Annotated in this window: 16 protein-coding genes; 10 read left to right on the forward strand and 6 right to left on the reverse strand. The window is 72.0% G+C overall.

What is annotated here, in order from left to right:
- Positions 1–22: 22 nt before the first annotated feature.
- The 3 genes from AB0C28_RS13540 to AB0C28_RS13550 form a co-directional block, all read right to left on the reverse strand.
- Positions 23–400 (reverse strand): hypothetical protein, encoded by a 378-nt coding sequence (locus AB0C28_RS13540; RefSeq protein WP_358074345.1) that lies wholly within the window; start codon positions 398–400, stop codon positions 23–25.
- Positions 397–759, reverse strand: coding sequence for a hypothetical protein (locus tag AB0C28_RS13545; RefSeq protein ID WP_357843242.1), 363 nt, complete (start codon positions 757–759; stop codon positions 397–399). Before AB0C28_RS13545 ends, AB0C28_RS13540 begins: the two co-directional genes overlap by 4 nt.
- Positions 760–943: 184 nt before the next feature.
- Positions 944–1,630, reverse strand: coding sequence for a TetR/AcrR family transcriptional regulator (locus AB0C28_RS13550; protein ID WP_357843239.1), 687 nt, complete (start codon positions 1,628–1,630; stop codon positions 944–946).
- Positions 1,631–1,674: 44 nt separating this feature from the next.
- Between AB0C28_RS13550 and AB0C28_RS13555 the strand changes: the two genes are divergently transcribed.
- Positions 1,675–3,033: a DHA2 family efflux MFS transporter permease subunit gene (locus tag AB0C28_RS13555; protein WP_358074348.1), complete on the forward strand. Its 1,359-nt coding sequence runs from the start codon at positions 1,675–1,677 to the stop codon at positions 3,031–3,033.
- Entirely contained in the window at positions 3,003–3,497 is a 495-nt protein-coding gene (locus tag AB0C28_RS13560) for a DUF523 domain-containing protein (RefSeq protein ID WP_358074351.1), read from the forward strand. The genes AB0C28_RS13555 and AB0C28_RS13560 overlap by 31 nt, the downstream gene beginning before the upstream one ends.
- Here AB0C28_RS13560 and AB0C28_RS13565 read toward each other — a convergent pair.
- Genes AB0C28_RS13565 through AB0C28_RS13575 form a run of 3 tightly spaced genes read right to left on the reverse strand, consistent with a single transcriptional unit; the run spans position 3,473 to position 5,059 of the window.
- Complete coding sequence (locus AB0C28_RS13565; RefSeq protein WP_357843230.1) at positions 3,473–3,853, reverse strand: hypothetical protein; 381 nt, start codon at positions 3,851–3,853, stop codon at positions 3,473–3,475. The genes AB0C28_RS13560 and AB0C28_RS13565 overlap by 25 nt on opposite strands.
- 40 nt (positions 3,854–3,893) lie before the next feature.
- Positions 3,894–4,490: a helix-turn-helix domain-containing protein gene (locus AB0C28_RS13570; RefSeq protein ID WP_357843227.1), complete on the reverse strand. Its 597-nt coding sequence runs from the start codon at positions 4,488–4,490 to the stop codon at positions 3,894–3,896.
- Entirely contained in the window at positions 4,490–5,059 is a 570-nt protein-coding gene (locus AB0C28_RS13575; protein WP_358074354.1) for a hypothetical protein, read from the reverse strand. The genes AB0C28_RS13570 and AB0C28_RS13575 overlap by 1 nt, the downstream gene beginning before the upstream one ends.
- 38 nt (positions 5,060–5,097) lie before the next feature.
- Between AB0C28_RS13575 and AB0C28_RS13580 the strand changes: the two genes are divergently transcribed.
- The 8 genes from AB0C28_RS13580 to nhaA all read left to right on the forward strand — a co-directional run bounded on the left by AB0C28_RS13580 (position 5,098) and on the right by nhaA (position 13,592).
- A complete protein-coding gene (locus AB0C28_RS13580) occupies positions 5,098–5,775 on the forward strand; it encodes a response regulator transcription factor (RefSeq protein ID WP_326637378.1) in 678 nt (225 codons plus the stop codon).
- Positions 5,776–5,794: 19 nt separating this feature from the next.
- Positions 5,795–7,105, forward strand: a complete 1,311-nt coding sequence (locus AB0C28_RS13585) for a HAMP domain-containing sensor histidine kinase (RefSeq protein WP_358074356.1) — start codon at positions 5,795–5,797, stop codon at positions 7,103–7,105.
- Positions 7,106–7,146: 41 nt separating this feature from the next.
- A complete protein-coding gene (locus AB0C28_RS13590) occupies positions 7,147–8,166 on the forward strand; it encodes a lytic polysaccharide monooxygenase (protein ID WP_358074359.1) in 1,020 nt (339 codons plus the stop codon).
- Between the two features lie 150 nt (positions 8,167–8,316).
- Positions 8,317–9,687 carry a hypothetical protein gene (locus AB0C28_RS13595; RefSeq protein ID WP_358074361.1) on the forward strand — a complete coding sequence of 457 codons (1,371 nt, stop codon included), beginning with the start codon at positions 8,317–8,319 and terminating at the stop codon, positions 9,685–9,687.
- A 90-nt stretch (positions 9,688–9,777) separates the two neighbouring features.
- Positions 9,778–10,461, forward strand: a complete 684-nt coding sequence (locus AB0C28_RS13600) for a GAP family protein (RefSeq protein ID WP_358074363.1) — start codon at positions 9,778–9,780, stop codon at positions 10,459–10,461.
- Positions 10,462–10,872: 411 nt separating this feature from the next.
- Entirely contained in the window at positions 10,873–11,079 is a 207-nt protein-coding gene (locus tag AB0C28_RS13605; RefSeq protein ID WP_358074366.1) for a hypothetical protein, read from the forward strand.
- A 221-nt stretch (positions 11,080–11,300) separates the two neighbouring features.
- The gene (locus AB0C28_RS13610) at positions 11,301–11,768 is read left to right on the forward strand and encodes a hypothetical protein (protein WP_358074368.1); all 468 of its coding nucleotides are present in this window, start codon (positions 11,301–11,303) and stop codon (positions 11,766–11,768) included.
- Positions 11,769–11,795: 27 nt separating this feature from the next.
- Positions 11,796–13,592 carry a Na+/H+ antiporter NhaA gene (gene nhaA, locus AB0C28_RS13615; protein WP_357843205.1) on the forward strand — a complete coding sequence of 599 codons (1,797 nt, stop codon included), beginning with the start codon at positions 11,796–11,798 and terminating at the stop codon, positions 13,590–13,592.
- Positions 13,593–13,614 lie beyond the last annotated feature (22 nt).

A 13,614-nucleotide genomic window follows, 5' to 3' on the forward strand; every position in this document is an offset into this window, starting at 1 on the left:
CACTGCCCATGCGGTTGACGCGTTAACGCCGGCGCCACAGCCAGTACAGGCCCACCAGAGGCAGAACAAGGGGGATGAACAGGTAACCCTTGCCGTACGCCGACCACACGGTTTCGTCGGGAAAAGCCGCCGGATCGACCAGACTGGCCGTGCCGATGAGCAGCACGCCGCCCAGTTCGATGCCGAGCGACATCAGCGCGAGCCGGCGCGCCCCGCGCCAGAGCGCGACCGTGAGCAGGATGTAGACGATCGCCGCGAACGCCGACAGCGAGTACGCCAGCGGCGCCTCGCCGAACCTGCCCGCGATCTGCACGGCCGCCCGCGCCCCCGCCGCCAGGGCGAACAGCCCGTAGACCGCGATCAGTGCCCGTCCGGGCCCGGTGCCGATCGAGCTCGTCACGCCGTCCCCTGCCAGATCTGCAGCAGCCGGGCCGTCATCACGGCGATGGCGAACCCGGCCACGGTCAGGATCGCGGGCCCCCACCTGCTCCGCTCGGCCAGGGCCAGGAACACCCCGGCGGGCGGGATCAGCACCTGACCGCCCACGTACCCGAACAACGTGGCCTTGTCGTCCGGCCCCGCGCCGCCCGCCACGGCCGCGATCACGAAGCCCGCCTGCACCAGGACGGCCACCTCAAGCAGGGCGAAACCGACCAGCAGCACCATGCCCATCGGCCGGTTGCGGATCGCGACGATCAGGCTCGCCAGCATCAGCAGCAGCGCGCCGGCGATGACGATCGTGGAGACGGTGGTGTTCATCGGGGGTAAGGCTATCGCCCGCCCCCGACGCTCCCGGGAAAGGCCGCCGCCGAACCCGTCCACCAGCGCGAAAGGCCGTCACCCAGCACGATCCCCTCGACGCCACGAAGCGACGCCACTGAGCGACGCCACTGAGCGACGCACTGAGTGACGCACTGAGCTTGGACGCCGCCGCGAACGGCCCTCACGCGCGCAGGTGGCTCTCGATCCCGTCCAGCACCCAGCCCAGCCCGCGCTCGAAGTTGTCGTCCGCCCCCCGCACGCCCTGCTCGATCATCGGCGCCAGCCGGGACAGCTCGCCCTTGTCGACCAGCTCCCTGATGTACGGCTCCGCCACCGCGGCCCGCTCGGCGGCGTCGATCCCCTCCTCCCGGGGCGCCGCCCGCTCCACCGCCTCCCTGATCACGAACCCCGTCATGTAGTCGTTGAAGACCGCCAGGAACCGCCAGGCCGTCAGCCGGTCGATCTTCAGTCCGTCGAAGGCCGCCAGCTTCTGCTCCACGTGCCGCAGCCCGTTGGGCCCCACGGGCACCCGCTGGTGCACCAGGTCCACCCGCCAGGGATGCCGCCGTACCAGCTCGCGCTCCCGCCGGGCGAGCAGCAGCAGCGCCTCCCGCCAGTCCGCCGGCAGCGGCTCGGCGACCAGCACCTCGGCGCTGATCTCGTCGAGCATCAGGGCCAGCAGGTCCTCCTTGCGCTCGATGTAGGAGTACAGCGTCATCGCCCGCGCGCCCAGCTCGGCCGCCACGCGCCGGATGGAGACCGCGTCCAGCCCTTCGGCGTCGGCGAGCGCGACGGCGGCGGTCACGATCGCCTCCCTGGTCAGGACCGGGCGGCGGGGCGGCGAGGGCCGCGACCAGATGGAGCTCACGCCCCCGAGTCTAGACAGCGTACGAAAGTGATACGGTGTACGGCATGCGAGACAGCGTACGATCGCCACTCCGGGCCACGAGCCTCGTCGTCCTCCTGGGCGTCGTGATGACGATGCTCGACACCACGATCGTCAACGTCGCCCTGAGCACCCTGGCCCGCGAGTTCGGCACCACGTTCGCGACCATGCAGTGGGCGGTCACCGGCTACCTGCTCGCGCTGTCGATGACGGTCCCGGTCACCGGCTGGGCCATGGGCAGGTTCGGCACGAGGCGGGTCTGGCTGGTCTCGCTCGTGCTGTTCGTCGCCGGTTCCGCGCTCGCCGCCGCGGCGTGGTCGGTCTGGAGCCTGGTCGCGTTCCGCGCCGTGCAGGGGCTGGGCGGGGGCCTGCTGCTGCCGGTCGGCCAGGCGATGCTGGCCCAGGCGGCGGGCAAGGAGCGGATGGGCCGGGCGATGGCGACGATCTCCATGCCGGCGATGCTGGTGCCCGTGCTGGGGCCGCCGCTCGGCGGGCTGATCGTGGAAGGGCTCGGCTGGCGGTGGTTGTTCCTGGTCAACGTGCCGGTCTGCGCGGTGGCGCTCGTGGCCGCCTTCGTGCTGCTGCCCCGCGAACGGGGCGCGAGCGCGCGGAGGCTCGACGTGCTCGGCCTGGCCCTGCTCTCCCCCGGCCTGGCCGCCCTGGTCTACGGGCTGTCGGCGGTGGGCGACGGGGCCTCTGTCCTGCATCCGGCGCTGTGGATCGGGGCGGCGCTCGTGGCGGTGTTCGCGGTGCGGGCGCTGCGCGGCCGGGAGACGCTGCTGGACCTGCGGCTGTTCGGCGACCGTACGTTCGCGGCGGCGGTCGGCGCGCTCGTGTGCTACTCGGCCGCGCTGTTCGGCTTCACCGTGCTCGTGCCGCTCTACAGCCAGCTCGCCGAGGGCGGCGACGCGCTGGACGCCGGCCTGCTGCTGGCGCCGATGGGGATCGGCGCGGCGATCACGATGCCGCTGGCGGGCAAGCTGAGCGACAGCAGGGGGCCGCGCGGCGTCGGCGCGGCCGGCGTGGTGGCGGCGGTGGCGGGCATCGTGGCCTTCGTGCTGCTCGGCGCGGGGCCGGCGCCGATGTTCTTGCTCGGGCTCGGGCACGGGCTGGTGTCCACGTCGGTGATGACGGCGGCGTTCGGAACGCTCGAACGTGACACGATCCCGGCCGCCACCACGCTGAGCACGATCGCGGTCCGCCTGGCCTCCCCGTTCGGGGTGGCGATGCTGGCCGGGCTGCTGCACCTGCTCACCACGGCGGGGGTGGCCAGGCCGTTCACGTACGCGTTCTGGGCGGTGGCGGCGCTGACCGCCGTCTCGCTGCTGCCGATCGCGCTCATAGGATCGAAGGCGTGGAGAGGATCCTCGTCAGCGCCTGTCTGATGGGTCGCAAGGTGCGTTTCGACGGCCGCGCCAAGACCAGTTCCGACGCCTGGCTCGCCGGTTGGCGGGAGGAGGGGCGGCTGGTGCCGTACTGCCCTGAGGTGGAGGGCGGGCTGCCCATCCCCCGACCGGCCGCCGAGATCGAGGGCGGGGCGGGCGGGGCGGCCGTCCTGGCCGGCGCCGCCCGGGTGCTGGCGAGCGACGGGTCCGACGTGACGGCCGCGTTCGTGTCGGGCGCGCGGGGAGCGCTCGCGGCCGCCCGCTCCCACGGCGTGCGGATGGCGGTGCTGAAGGAGGGCAGCCCCTCGTGCGGCGTGCTGTCGATCTACGACGGCAGCTTCCAGGGGCAGCGCGCGCCGGGCCAGGGCGTCACGACGGCCCTGCTGGAGCAGCACGGCATCCGCGTCTTCACCGAGGAGCAGCTCGACGAGGCCGCCGCCTACCTGCGCACCCTGGAGACGTAGAACGCGACCGCCAGGCCGGCGGTCAGCGCGAGCGCCATCGTGCTGTGATACCAGATCAGTAGCGTCGTCCCGCCGCCCGGGCCGAACGCCTGCGCGAGCATGCCCAGCAGCACGCCGCCCAGCGCCGCCGCGTGGGCGTAGATCAGCCGGTCCCACGCCGCCGGGCGGCCGGCCAGCGCGCCGTACGCACCGGCGAGCATGGCTCCTGCGCACAGGGTCTCGACGATCGCGGCCGGCACGATCACCGGCTCGCGCAGGGGGCCGAGCCCGATCCCGGCGTGCAGCAGCGCGAACGTGGCGAAGGTCAGCGCGTACAGCAGCGAGAGCCCGCCCAGCGCCCTGCGGAGTGCGTCCATGCCCCCACGGTCGCATCCCGCGCGGGCCGGGGAATCGGCCTCAGGGAGACGCCCCGCCTACATCGGGAGAGGTAGGCAGCAGCCGTCTCACCAGCCGGATCACCTCGTCGATGGTGACCTCGGCGTCGCGTTCCGACTCGCACGCGGCCACCTCGCGGCCCGCCTCGCCCATCATCGTGGTCAGCAGGACGACGAGCACGTGGCTCTCCCGTGTGTCCGCCAGGCCGAGCAGGCGCTTGTTACCGCCGATCCAGTCCCAGCCGCGCTGCCTGCGCAGGACGGTGAACTCGGCCGGCCCGTCGCTCTCCAGGAACAGCCTGGCCAGCTCGCGCTGCTCCCACGAACCCTCCAGATAGGCCCTGGCGCCCGCCAGGAAGCGCTCTCCGGCTTCTTCCGCCGCCTTGGCCGCCCGGGAGGTGCGTTCCTCCTGGCCGCGCATGAACTGCTCCCACAACGCCAGGAACAGACCCGGTTTGCCGCCGAAGTGGTGGTAGAGGCTGCCGACGCTGATCCCGGAGGCCGCCACGATGTCGGCGACCGTGGCGTCGGCGTATCCCTTGGCCAGGAAGACGTCCCTGGCCGCGCGCAGGAGCGTGTCCTGGGTGCCGCTCGACCGGCTCCAGCGTCGGCTGCGCATCAGTACTCCCAGGTGTCGGTGCGCTGTTCGTGGCTGATGCAGAACACGCCGGTGCCGTGCTCGCCCTTGGCCAGGTCCACCCGGATCCAGCCCTCGGCGCGCGACACCTTGGCGGTGTAGCCGCTGACGGGGGTGGCCGAGACCAGCCGGCAGCCCTCGGGGCCGAGCGTGAACGCCACCTCGCCGCCCTTCACCTTCACCACCTCGAGGTTCTTGGCGACGGTCGGCGTGGGGCTGGGCGTCGGGGTGCTCGCCGGTTTCTGCGTCGTCGTCCTGCGCTTCGCGGGGGAAGGCGTATCGGAGGGCGGTGTGCGGGTTTGCGCAGGAGCGGGTGCGGGGGTGGTCGCAGGCGTTTTCACCGGAGCCGGTTTCTTCGTCGTACGACGGGCAGTCGGCGTGGCCGGTGAATCGCGCGCGTCCGCCGCGAGCGTTTGCGCGAGAAACGGCTCGACGTTCACATCGTCCACGAACTCATTACGCAGCACGCCACGCACGCCGAACCACGAGACCGACACCGCGACCGCGGTGGCGCCGCACCAGATAGCGGCATATCTCATTGCTCGACGCATGAGACGCATTATGTACGGCCCCAGTACGGTTGGTGCGCATGGCGACGGTTCTCGTAGTCGAAGACGATGAATTCGTCAGATCGGCGATGATTCACGAGCTCGGCCGGCGGCAGCACGTCGTCCGCAGCGCGGGATGCGCACTCGACGCGCTCAGGGAGATCTCGCAGGCTCCGCCTGACGCCGTCATCCTGGACCTGGGCCTGCCCGACCTCGACGGCTCCGAGGCGCTGCGCATGGTGCGCGGTATCTCCGACGTCCCGGTCATCGTGGCCACCGCCCGCGACGACGAGAGCGAGATCGTCCGGCTGCTGCGCGCGGGCGCCGACGACTACCTCGTCAAGCCGTTCTCCGGCGACCACCTCAGCGCCCGGCTGGACGCCGTGCTGCGCCGGGCCAGGTCCGCGCCCGAGCCGCGCACGCTCCAGGTCGGCGGCCTGGTGGTGGACGTGGACCGGCGGGCGGCCGCGCTCGACGGCGGCCCGCTCGCGCTGACCAGGCGCGAGTTCGACCTGCTCGCCTACCTGGCCGCCCGCGCCGACCGGGTGGTCACCCGCAAGGAGTTGCTGGCCGAGGTCTGGCAGCTGACCTACGGCGACGACCAGACGATCGACGTGCACCTGTCGTGGCTGCGGCGCAAGCTCGGCGAGAGCGCCGCGCGGCCCCGCTACCTGCACACCGTGCGCGGGGTCGGCTTCATGCTGTCGGCGCCCCGGTGAAGCGCCCGCGGAGGGCTCGATGAGGCGGACGCTGGCGGTGCTCATGGTGGCCGTCACCTCGATGGTCGCGCTGGCCTTCCTGGTGCCGCTGGCCCTGATCGTCAGGGAGACGGCGCAGAGCAGGGCCGTGGCCGCCGCCGAGCGGCAGGCGTCCGCGCTGGTGCCGGTGCTGGCGCTGACGACCAGCACGGACGACCTCGCGCACGCGATGGCGCGTACCGAGGCGGGGCGGCGCGGCCTGCTGGCCATCCACGTCGGAGGCGGCGCCACGGTGGGCACGACCAGGGCGCCGGCCGCTCAGGTGGCCGGGGCCGCCGCGGGGACCAGGGCGAGCACGGCCGAGCTGGCCGGCGGTTATGTGCTGCTGCGCCCCGTGGTGCTGGACGACGACCGCGGCGCGGTGATCGAGGTGTTCGTGCCCGCCGACGACCTCGACCGGGGCGTCTACGCCTCGTGGGCGGTGCTGACCGGGGTGGCCGTGGTGCTGGTGCTCGGCTCGGTGCTGGTCGGCGACCGGCTCGGGGCCAGGGTCGTACGCGCCGCGCGCCGCCTGGGCACGGCCGCCACCGCGCTCGGCGACGGCGACCTGAGCGAGCGCATCTACCCCGACGGCCCGCCCGAGCTCAAGGCGGCGGCCACCGCGTTCAACGCCATGGCCAACCGGGTCACCCACCTGCTCGCGGCCGAGCGGGAGCTGGCCGCCGACCTGTCGCACCGGCTGCGCACGCCGCTGACCGCGCTCAAACTCAGCCTGGACCAGCTCGGGCCGCAGGCGGAGCCGAGCAGGCAGGCGCTGGCCCGGCTGGAGGGCGAGGTGACCACGATCATCTCGGCGGCCAGGCGGCCCAGCCGCGCGGCGCGGTCGTGCGACGCCGCCGAGGTGCTGCGCGAGCGGCTGGCGTTCTGGTCGGCGCTGGCCGAGGACCAGGGGCGGCCGTGGCAGCTCGTCGGGGCCACGCTGCCGGTGCGGGCGCCCGTACCGGCGGGGGAGCTGACGGCGGCGGTGGACGCGCTGCTCGGGAACGTGTTCCGGCACACGCCTGAGGGGACGGCGTTCGGCGTCACGTTGCACGAGGGCCGGGACACGGTCGGCATCCTGGTCGCCGACGCGGGGTCCGGCATCGCGGACCCGGAGACGGCGCTGGAGCGGGGCGCCAGCGGGAGTGGGTCCACCGGGCTGGGCCTGGACATCGCGCGGCGGCTGGCGGAGTCGACCGGCGGGGTGCTGCGGCTGGACCGTTCGTCGATGGGCGGGGCCCAGATAGGGGTGTGGCTGCGGACGTCTGCTCACACTGAAAAGCTCTCTAAGTCAGCCTTAAAGGAGGCTTAACCCCGATATTTCCGGGTTTTTCGTGCTCCAAGGTGATCTGCATGCAGATCAACCGCAAGGCGCTCGCCGCCGCCACCCTGGCCGCCCCCACGCTCCTCGTGCTCGCCGTCGCCCCCGGCACGGCCTCCGCCCACGGCACCATGAGCAACCCGCCCAGCCGCACCATGGTCTGCTACAGCGAGGGCCCGGAGAACCCGAAGTCGGCCGCCTGCAAGCAGGCCGTGGCGATCGGCGGCACGCAGCCCCTCTACGACTGGAACGAGGTCAACATCGCCGACGCGGCAGGACGGCACCGCCAGATCATCCCGGACGGCAAGCTGTGCAGCGCGGGCCGCGACAAGTACCGCGGCTTCGACCAGGCGCGGGCCGACTGGCCGGCGACGAGCATGACCGCCGGCGCCACGCACACCTTCAGGTATCGCGCCACGGCCCCGCACAAGGGCTCCTTCGAGCTCTACATGACCAGGGACGGCTACGACCCGTCCAGCCCGCTGAAGTGGTCGGACCTGGAGGCCAAGCCGTTCCACGTCGCGAACCCCACGGTCGTCGACGGCTTCTACACCATGACGGCCAAGCTCCCCTCCCGGCAGGGACGCCACCTGATCTACGCGATCTGGCAGCGCAGCGACAGCCCCGAGGCGTTCTACTCCTGCTCGGACGTGGTTTTCGGGCAGAGCAACCCGTCCCCCGCGCCGACCCCGACCGGCACCCCGACGGCGACCCCCAAGCCGACACCCACGAGCGCCCCGACCGGCCGGCCCACCACCCGGCCCACCACGCCCGCTCCCGGCAACGGCACCGCTCCCGTCGCGATCAACGCCGGCGTCGGCGTCTCCCCCGTCACGGCCAGGGCGGGCGCGCGAGTGCGGGTGACGGCGGTGTGCGGCGGCTCCCAGGTGCGGAACGTGACCTCGACCGCCTTCGCCACGGCCGGCTACCGGCCCGCCGCGGGCACCACCTCCTGGTCGGCGAACGTGCGGGCGACCCGTCCCGGCACCCACGGCGTGACCGTACGCTGCGCGAACGGCGGAGTGGCGCGTACCTCGCTCACCGTCCGCTGAAAGGGAAATCAAGCTGACCGGATGCCGGGAAACTTTCCCGACCCCTGGGGAGTCGTACTGACTGGGCGCGTCGAATCAACGGAAATGTGTTTTCTCCGTGACGCGTAAGGGGGCCCGATTTCTGATGGGAAACGGGGAAAGGACACGGCAGTGCCTGTCGACCTGAACAATGAACGACCCCTGGCCTGGGATTCGGCCACGCTCGACGCGGACACCAAGGCGATGCTCGACAATCTGCAGCCGAACATCCTGCGCGCGCATGTGCGCGAGCACCTGAGCCTGCTGTTCGTCCGGTTCAACGACGTGGCCGAGGGCAGGGCCTTTCTGCGCGGCATCGCGACCACGAGGATGAAGTCGGCGCGCCGGCATCTGGAAGAGGTGCGCGACTTCGCCGCCGGCCGCGGCCGCGGCACCCCGTACGTGGGGATCGGCATCAGCAAGGCCGGCTACCGCGACCTCGGCCACACGGTCGAGGACGTGCGCAAATTCGACGACGAGGTCTTCCGCGACGGCATGAAGCGGCGGATCGCGCGGGCCGGCGACCCGCCGGTGGAGGAGTGGGAGCGCCCCTACCAGCGGGAGATCCACGCCGTCATCCTGATCGGCGACGCCGAGCCCGGGCCGGTGGCCAGGCTGCGCGAGGAGATCCTGGGCGAGCTGCCGGAAAGCGCCAGGCTGCTCGGCGAGGAGAGCGGCCACGGCATGCGCAACCCGGCCGGCGACGGCATCGAGCACTTCGGCTACGTGGACGGCCGCAGCCAGCCGCTGTTCCTGAAGGACGAGATCGACAGGGAGCCGAAGCAGCACTGGGATCCGGCCTTCCCGCTGAGCAACGTCCTGGTGCCCGACCCGTTCGCGCCGGACCCGTCCCGCCACCACGGCAGCTACCTGGTCTTCAGGAAGCTGGAGCAGAACGTGCGGGCGTTCAAGAAGATCGAGCGGGACCTGGCCGACAGCCTCGGGCTCAAGGGCGCCGACCGCGACCGGGCGGGCGCCATGCTCGTCGGCCGGTTCAAGGACGGCACTCCCCTCACGCTCAAGCCCAAGGGCGGCGGCGGGCCGGTGGTCAACGACTTCACTTTCGACGCCGACGACGGCTCCAAGTGCCCGTTCAGCGGTCATGTCAGGAAGACCAACCCGCGCTCGTTCGGGCGTGAGGTGATCATGGCCAGGCGCGGGCAGACGTACGGCGACCGCACCGACGACCCGTCGGACGACTCGCCGCCCGAAGTGCGGCCGAGCGGTGAGGTGGGCCTGCTGTTCATGGCGTTCAACAGCAGTCTGCTCAGGCAGTTCGAGTTCACCCAGGAGTTCTGGGCCGACAATCCCGACTTCGAGATCCCGGGGACCGGCCACGATCCGATCATCGGGCAGGGCACCCGCGACCTGAAGGTCACCTTCCCCAAGGTGTGGGGCAAGCCAGAAATGTCGCCCCCGCACGCTCAGGTGCCCCAGACGGTCACGATGAAGGGCGGAGAACACTTCTTCGCGCCGTCGCTGGCCTATCTGCGCAATCTGTAGCACCGCCCTCAGGGGTGAGCAGAAGGATGTACGCCCGGTTCAGCCCGCCGGAGGAGGCGGGCCCGGGCCCGCGTTCAGCATGATTTCCCCATGACGATCGCACTGCTGCTCACCCTCGCGGCGCTGGCGGTGGTCGACAGCACCAGCTTCGGCACCCTCGGCATCCCCGTCTACCTGCTGCTGGCCTCGGACAGGTCGCGGGGATCCCGGTTGCTGACCTACCTCGCCACCGTGGCGATCTTCTACTTCCTCGTGGGCGTGGCGCTCATGCTGGGGCTGGCCGCGGCCATGGACGCCTTCGGCGGCCTGCTGGACAGCCGTCCCGTCCGCGTGGTGGAGCTCGTCGCCGGTGTGGGGCTGTTCGCGCTGAGCTACCGGTTCGATCCGAAGTGGCGGGCCAAGCGGGGCAAGCCCCAGCGGACGTTCGAGCCCCGCACCGGCGGGCCGCGGACGATGGTGCTGCTCGGGCTGACCGCCGGGGCGCTGGAGGTGGCCACGATGGTGCCGTACCTGGCGGCGATCGGCCTGATGACGACCTCCGGGCTGACGACGGCCCAGTGGGTGCCGGTGCTGGCGGCGTACGTGCTGGTCATGATCGTGCCGACGCTGGTGCTCATGGCGCTGCGCGGGATGGCCGGCGGCTGGCTGGAGCCGAAGCTGGAGCGGCTGCGGGCCTGGCTCACCAAGCACTCGGCCTCGATGGTGAGCTGGGGGGTGGCGATCGTGGGGTTCCTGCTGGCGAGAGACGCGGCCGTCCATCTGTTTTTCAACTGATGGATTGATCAATAACGGGGGTTCATGCCCCGGTCGTCCTGCTCGCCCTGACGCCCCTGGCTTTCGCCCCCACAGCGCTCGCCCACACAGCGCTCGCCCACACGGCGCTCGCCCATACGGCGCCCGTCGGCATCCCCGTGACCGGCACCGCCGACCGGGAGTCCGCCCCGGTGCTCAAGCCGGGCGCCTACCTGGACGCGATGCCGCCGGGGCCGGACGTCAAGCGGCACTATGCCTTCGACCTGCCCACGGGCGCCACCGCGTACGCCGGGATGCGGATCGGCGCGACGGCACCGACCGGGGCCAGGGCGGTCATCGGCGCGAGCCTGGTGCTCTGGCCGCCGACCGGCTCCTCCCTGCGACAGCCACGACCTCCTCAGCGACCTGCCCACCGGGGGCAGCGCGTTCGTGGTGGGGCAGACCCAGATCACCGAAGGCTCAGGCCCGTGCGCGGCGGCCGGCCGCTTCGTGATCGAGGTGACCAACAAGGGCGACCAGGCCCGCCGCTCCCCCGCGCCGCTGGAGCTGAGCCTGGTCATCGAGCCGCCGGTCACGAACGCCGCCGCGCTGCCCGTGCTGGCCGACGGCCGTTACACCGACACGATGGCGCCCGGCTAGGAGGCGTACTTCCGGGTGCCGCTCACCTACGGCCAGCGGCTGGCGTACCGGATCGAGGTGCCGGCCCTGTCAGAGGCCGACCGCGCCACGCTGGACGGCGCGCGGCTCAACGTGTCGAGCTCCATCCTCAGCCCCGAGAACCCCCGGGTGCTCGGCGACTTCGCGACTACGCCTGGAAGGCGACGCTCGGAGACCGGCCGCAGTCCTACACCGGCGCGTCGGTGCCCGTGGCCTACCGCAACAGGGAGTCGGACGAGGACTACATCCGGGACACGACGCTGCCCGGCTACTACAAGCTGTGGGTGCGCCTGTTCACCGACCAGGGCGCCGCCGACGTCAAGGTGCCGATCACGCTCACCGTGGACGTGCAGGGCGAGCCCGCCGGCGTGCCCACGTACCACGACACCATGGGTTACGGGCCGCCCGACCGGCAGCAGGGCCTGACGCTCACGCCCGACACCGGCCCCGTGACGCTCGCCCCCGCCCTCCCCACCGCCTCCGTTCCGGCGACCGCGCCCGTGAAGACGGCCGCTGCGACCGGTCCCATCGGCTCCACCGGCCCGCTCCCGCTGCTGCTGGCCATCAGCACGGCGGCGCTGGCCCTGGTGACGGCGTTCGCGATCTGGATGGTCCGGCGTGCCGGGCGATCAGCGGGACGCCCCGACGAACAAGTGCCCGACCAGCCGTAATATCGACACCTTAGGGGGAGATCTGTCATGTTGCGGGCGTTCCTGAGGACCGAGGCCGGCAGCACGAGCATGTTGCTCGTGGCCACCGTGCTGGCCCTGCTGTGGGCCAACTCGCCGTGGAGCGAGACCTACGAGGCGTTCTGGCACACCCCCATGGGGATCTCCTTCGGTGACGCGGCGTTCTCGCTGGACCTGCGGCACTGGGTCAACGACGGCCTCATGTCGGTGTTCTTCTTCCTCATCGGGCTGGAGGTCTCCTACGAGGTGCGGCTCGGCCAGCTCAGGGACCGGCGGCTGATCGCGGTGCCGGCCGTGGCGGCGTTCGGCGGCATGCTCGTGCCGGCCGGCGTCTACCTGCTGCTGAACTTCGGCGGGCCGGGGGCCGGCGGGTGGGGCGTGCCGATCGCCACCGACACCGCGTTCGTCCTGGGCGTGCTGGCGGTGGTGGGGGCGCGCTGCCCCGATCCGCTGCGGGCGTTCCTGCTGACGCTGGCGATCGTGGACGACGTGCTCGCCATCATGATCATCGCGATCTTCTACACCGACAGCCTGTCCGTGCCCGCCCTGCTCACGGCGGCGGTGCTGCTCGCGGCCATCCTGACGCTGCGGTGGCTGAAGATCTGGCGGGCGCCGGCGTACATCGTGCTGGGGTTCGCGCTGTGGGTGGCCACGCTGGAGAGCGGGATCCACCCGACGCTGGTCGGCATCGCGCTCGGCATCCTCGTCTTCGTGTACGCGCCCACCGACCACAAGCTGCTGCTGGCCGGGGAGGCCGTCCAGGGCTTCACCAGCGAGCCCAGCGCGCAGGCCGCCAGGGAGGCCGCCCGGCGCGTGCAGCGGGCCGTCTCCGTGAACGAACGCCTGCAACTGCGGCTGCATCCGTGGAGCAGCTACGTGATCGTGCCCGTCTTCGCGCTGGCCAACGCCGGCGTGAGCCTCGACGGTGACACCCTGCGCGCCGCCGCCACCTCGCCCGTCGCCATCGGCGTGGCGCTGGGGCTGCTGGTGGGCAAGTTCGTGGGGATCTGGCTCGGCACCTGGCTGCCGCTGCGCCTCGGGTGGGGCGTCCTGCCGGGGAACCTGGTGTGGGGGCAGTTGTTCGGCGGAGCGGCCGTGTCGGGCATCGGGTTCACGGTGGCGCTGTTCATCGTGGACCTGGCCTTCGACGACTCGGCCCTGCACGACCAGGCGAAGATCGGGATCCTGGCCGGGTCGCTGCTGGCCGCCGTACTGGGCTGGGTGATCTTCCGGATGGCGTGGGACCGCGGCGGCGTGTGCGCGCCGCCCGACGCCGAGCCCGCCGAGGAGCTGCCGACCACGCTGACCGTGCCGGTCGGCCCAGGCGACCACGTGCGCGGGCCCGCCAAGGCCCGGGTGACGATCGTCGAGTACGGCGACTTCGAGTGCCCCTACTGCGGCCGGCTGCACCCGATCCTGGCGGAGATCCTGCGCAAGAACCCGGACGTGCGGCTGGTGTTCCGGCACTTCCCGCTGCGCACCCTGCATCCGCACGCCGCCTCCGCCGCCATCGTGGCCGAGGCCGCCGCCGGCCGCGGCAAGTTCTGGGAGATGCACGATCTCCTCTACGACAACCAGCGCTTCCTCACCGACGCCGACCTCGAACGCTACGCCGCTCAGCTGGACGTGGAGCCGTGGTCGGAGATCCCCGAGCGGGTGTCCAGGATCGGGGTGGACGAGGAGTCGGGCCGCGCGAGCGGCGTACGCGGCACTCCGACCCTGTTCATCAACGGCGTGCGTTATGAGGGCGGCCACGACCTCGCCTCCATCACCCGCGCGGTGGAACAACAGCGCGAATCCGCGTAGCGTCTTCGCGTTGCCCGTCTAA

The organism is Nonomuraea sp. NPDC048892, assembly GCF_040649735.1.
Lineage (GTDB): Bacteria > Actinomycetota > Actinomycetes > Streptosporangiales > Streptosporangiaceae > Nonomuraea > Nonomuraea maheshkhaliensis.

Excerpts from the sequence above, each read along its gene's own strand:
- AB0C28_RS13545 (WP_357843242.1), bottom strand. The coding sequence starts at position 759 with ATGAACACCACCGTCTCCACGATCGTCATCGCCGGCGCGCTGCTGCTG.
- AB0C28_RS13555 (WP_358074348.1), top strand. The coding sequence starts at position 1,675 with ATGCGAGACAGCGTACGATCGCCACTCCGGGCCACGAGCCTCGTCGTC.
- AB0C28_RS13565 (WP_357843230.1), bottom strand. The coding sequence starts at position 3,853 with ATGGACGCACTCCGCAGGGCGCTGGGCGGGCTCTCGCTGCTGTACGCG.
- AB0C28_RS13570 (WP_357843227.1), bottom strand. The coding sequence starts at position 4,490 with ATGCGCAGCCGACGCTGGAGCCGGTCGAGCGGCACCCAGGACACGCTC.
- AB0C28_RS13575 (WP_358074354.1), bottom strand. The coding sequence starts at position 5,059 with ATGCGTCGAGCAATGAGATATGCCGCTATCTGGTGCGGCGCCACCGCG.
- AB0C28_RS13580 (WP_326637378.1), top strand. The coding sequence starts at position 5,098 with ATGGCGACGGTTCTCGTAGTCGAAGACGATGAATTCGTCAGATCGGCG.
- AB0C28_RS13585 (WP_358074356.1), top strand. The coding sequence starts at position 5,795 with ATGAGGCGGACGCTGGCGGTGCTCATGGTGGCCGTCACCTCGATGGTC.
- AB0C28_RS13590 (WP_358074359.1), top strand. The coding sequence starts at position 7,147 with ATGCAGATCAACCGCAAGGCGCTCGCCGCCGCCACCCTGGCCGCCCCC.
- AB0C28_RS13600 (WP_358074363.1), top strand. The coding sequence starts at position 9,778 with ATGACGATCGCACTGCTGCTCACCCTCGCGGCGCTGGCGGTGGTCGAC.
- nhaA (WP_357843205.1), top strand. The coding sequence starts at position 11,796 with ATGTTGCGGGCGTTCCTGAGGACCGAGGCCGGCAGCACGAGCATGTTG.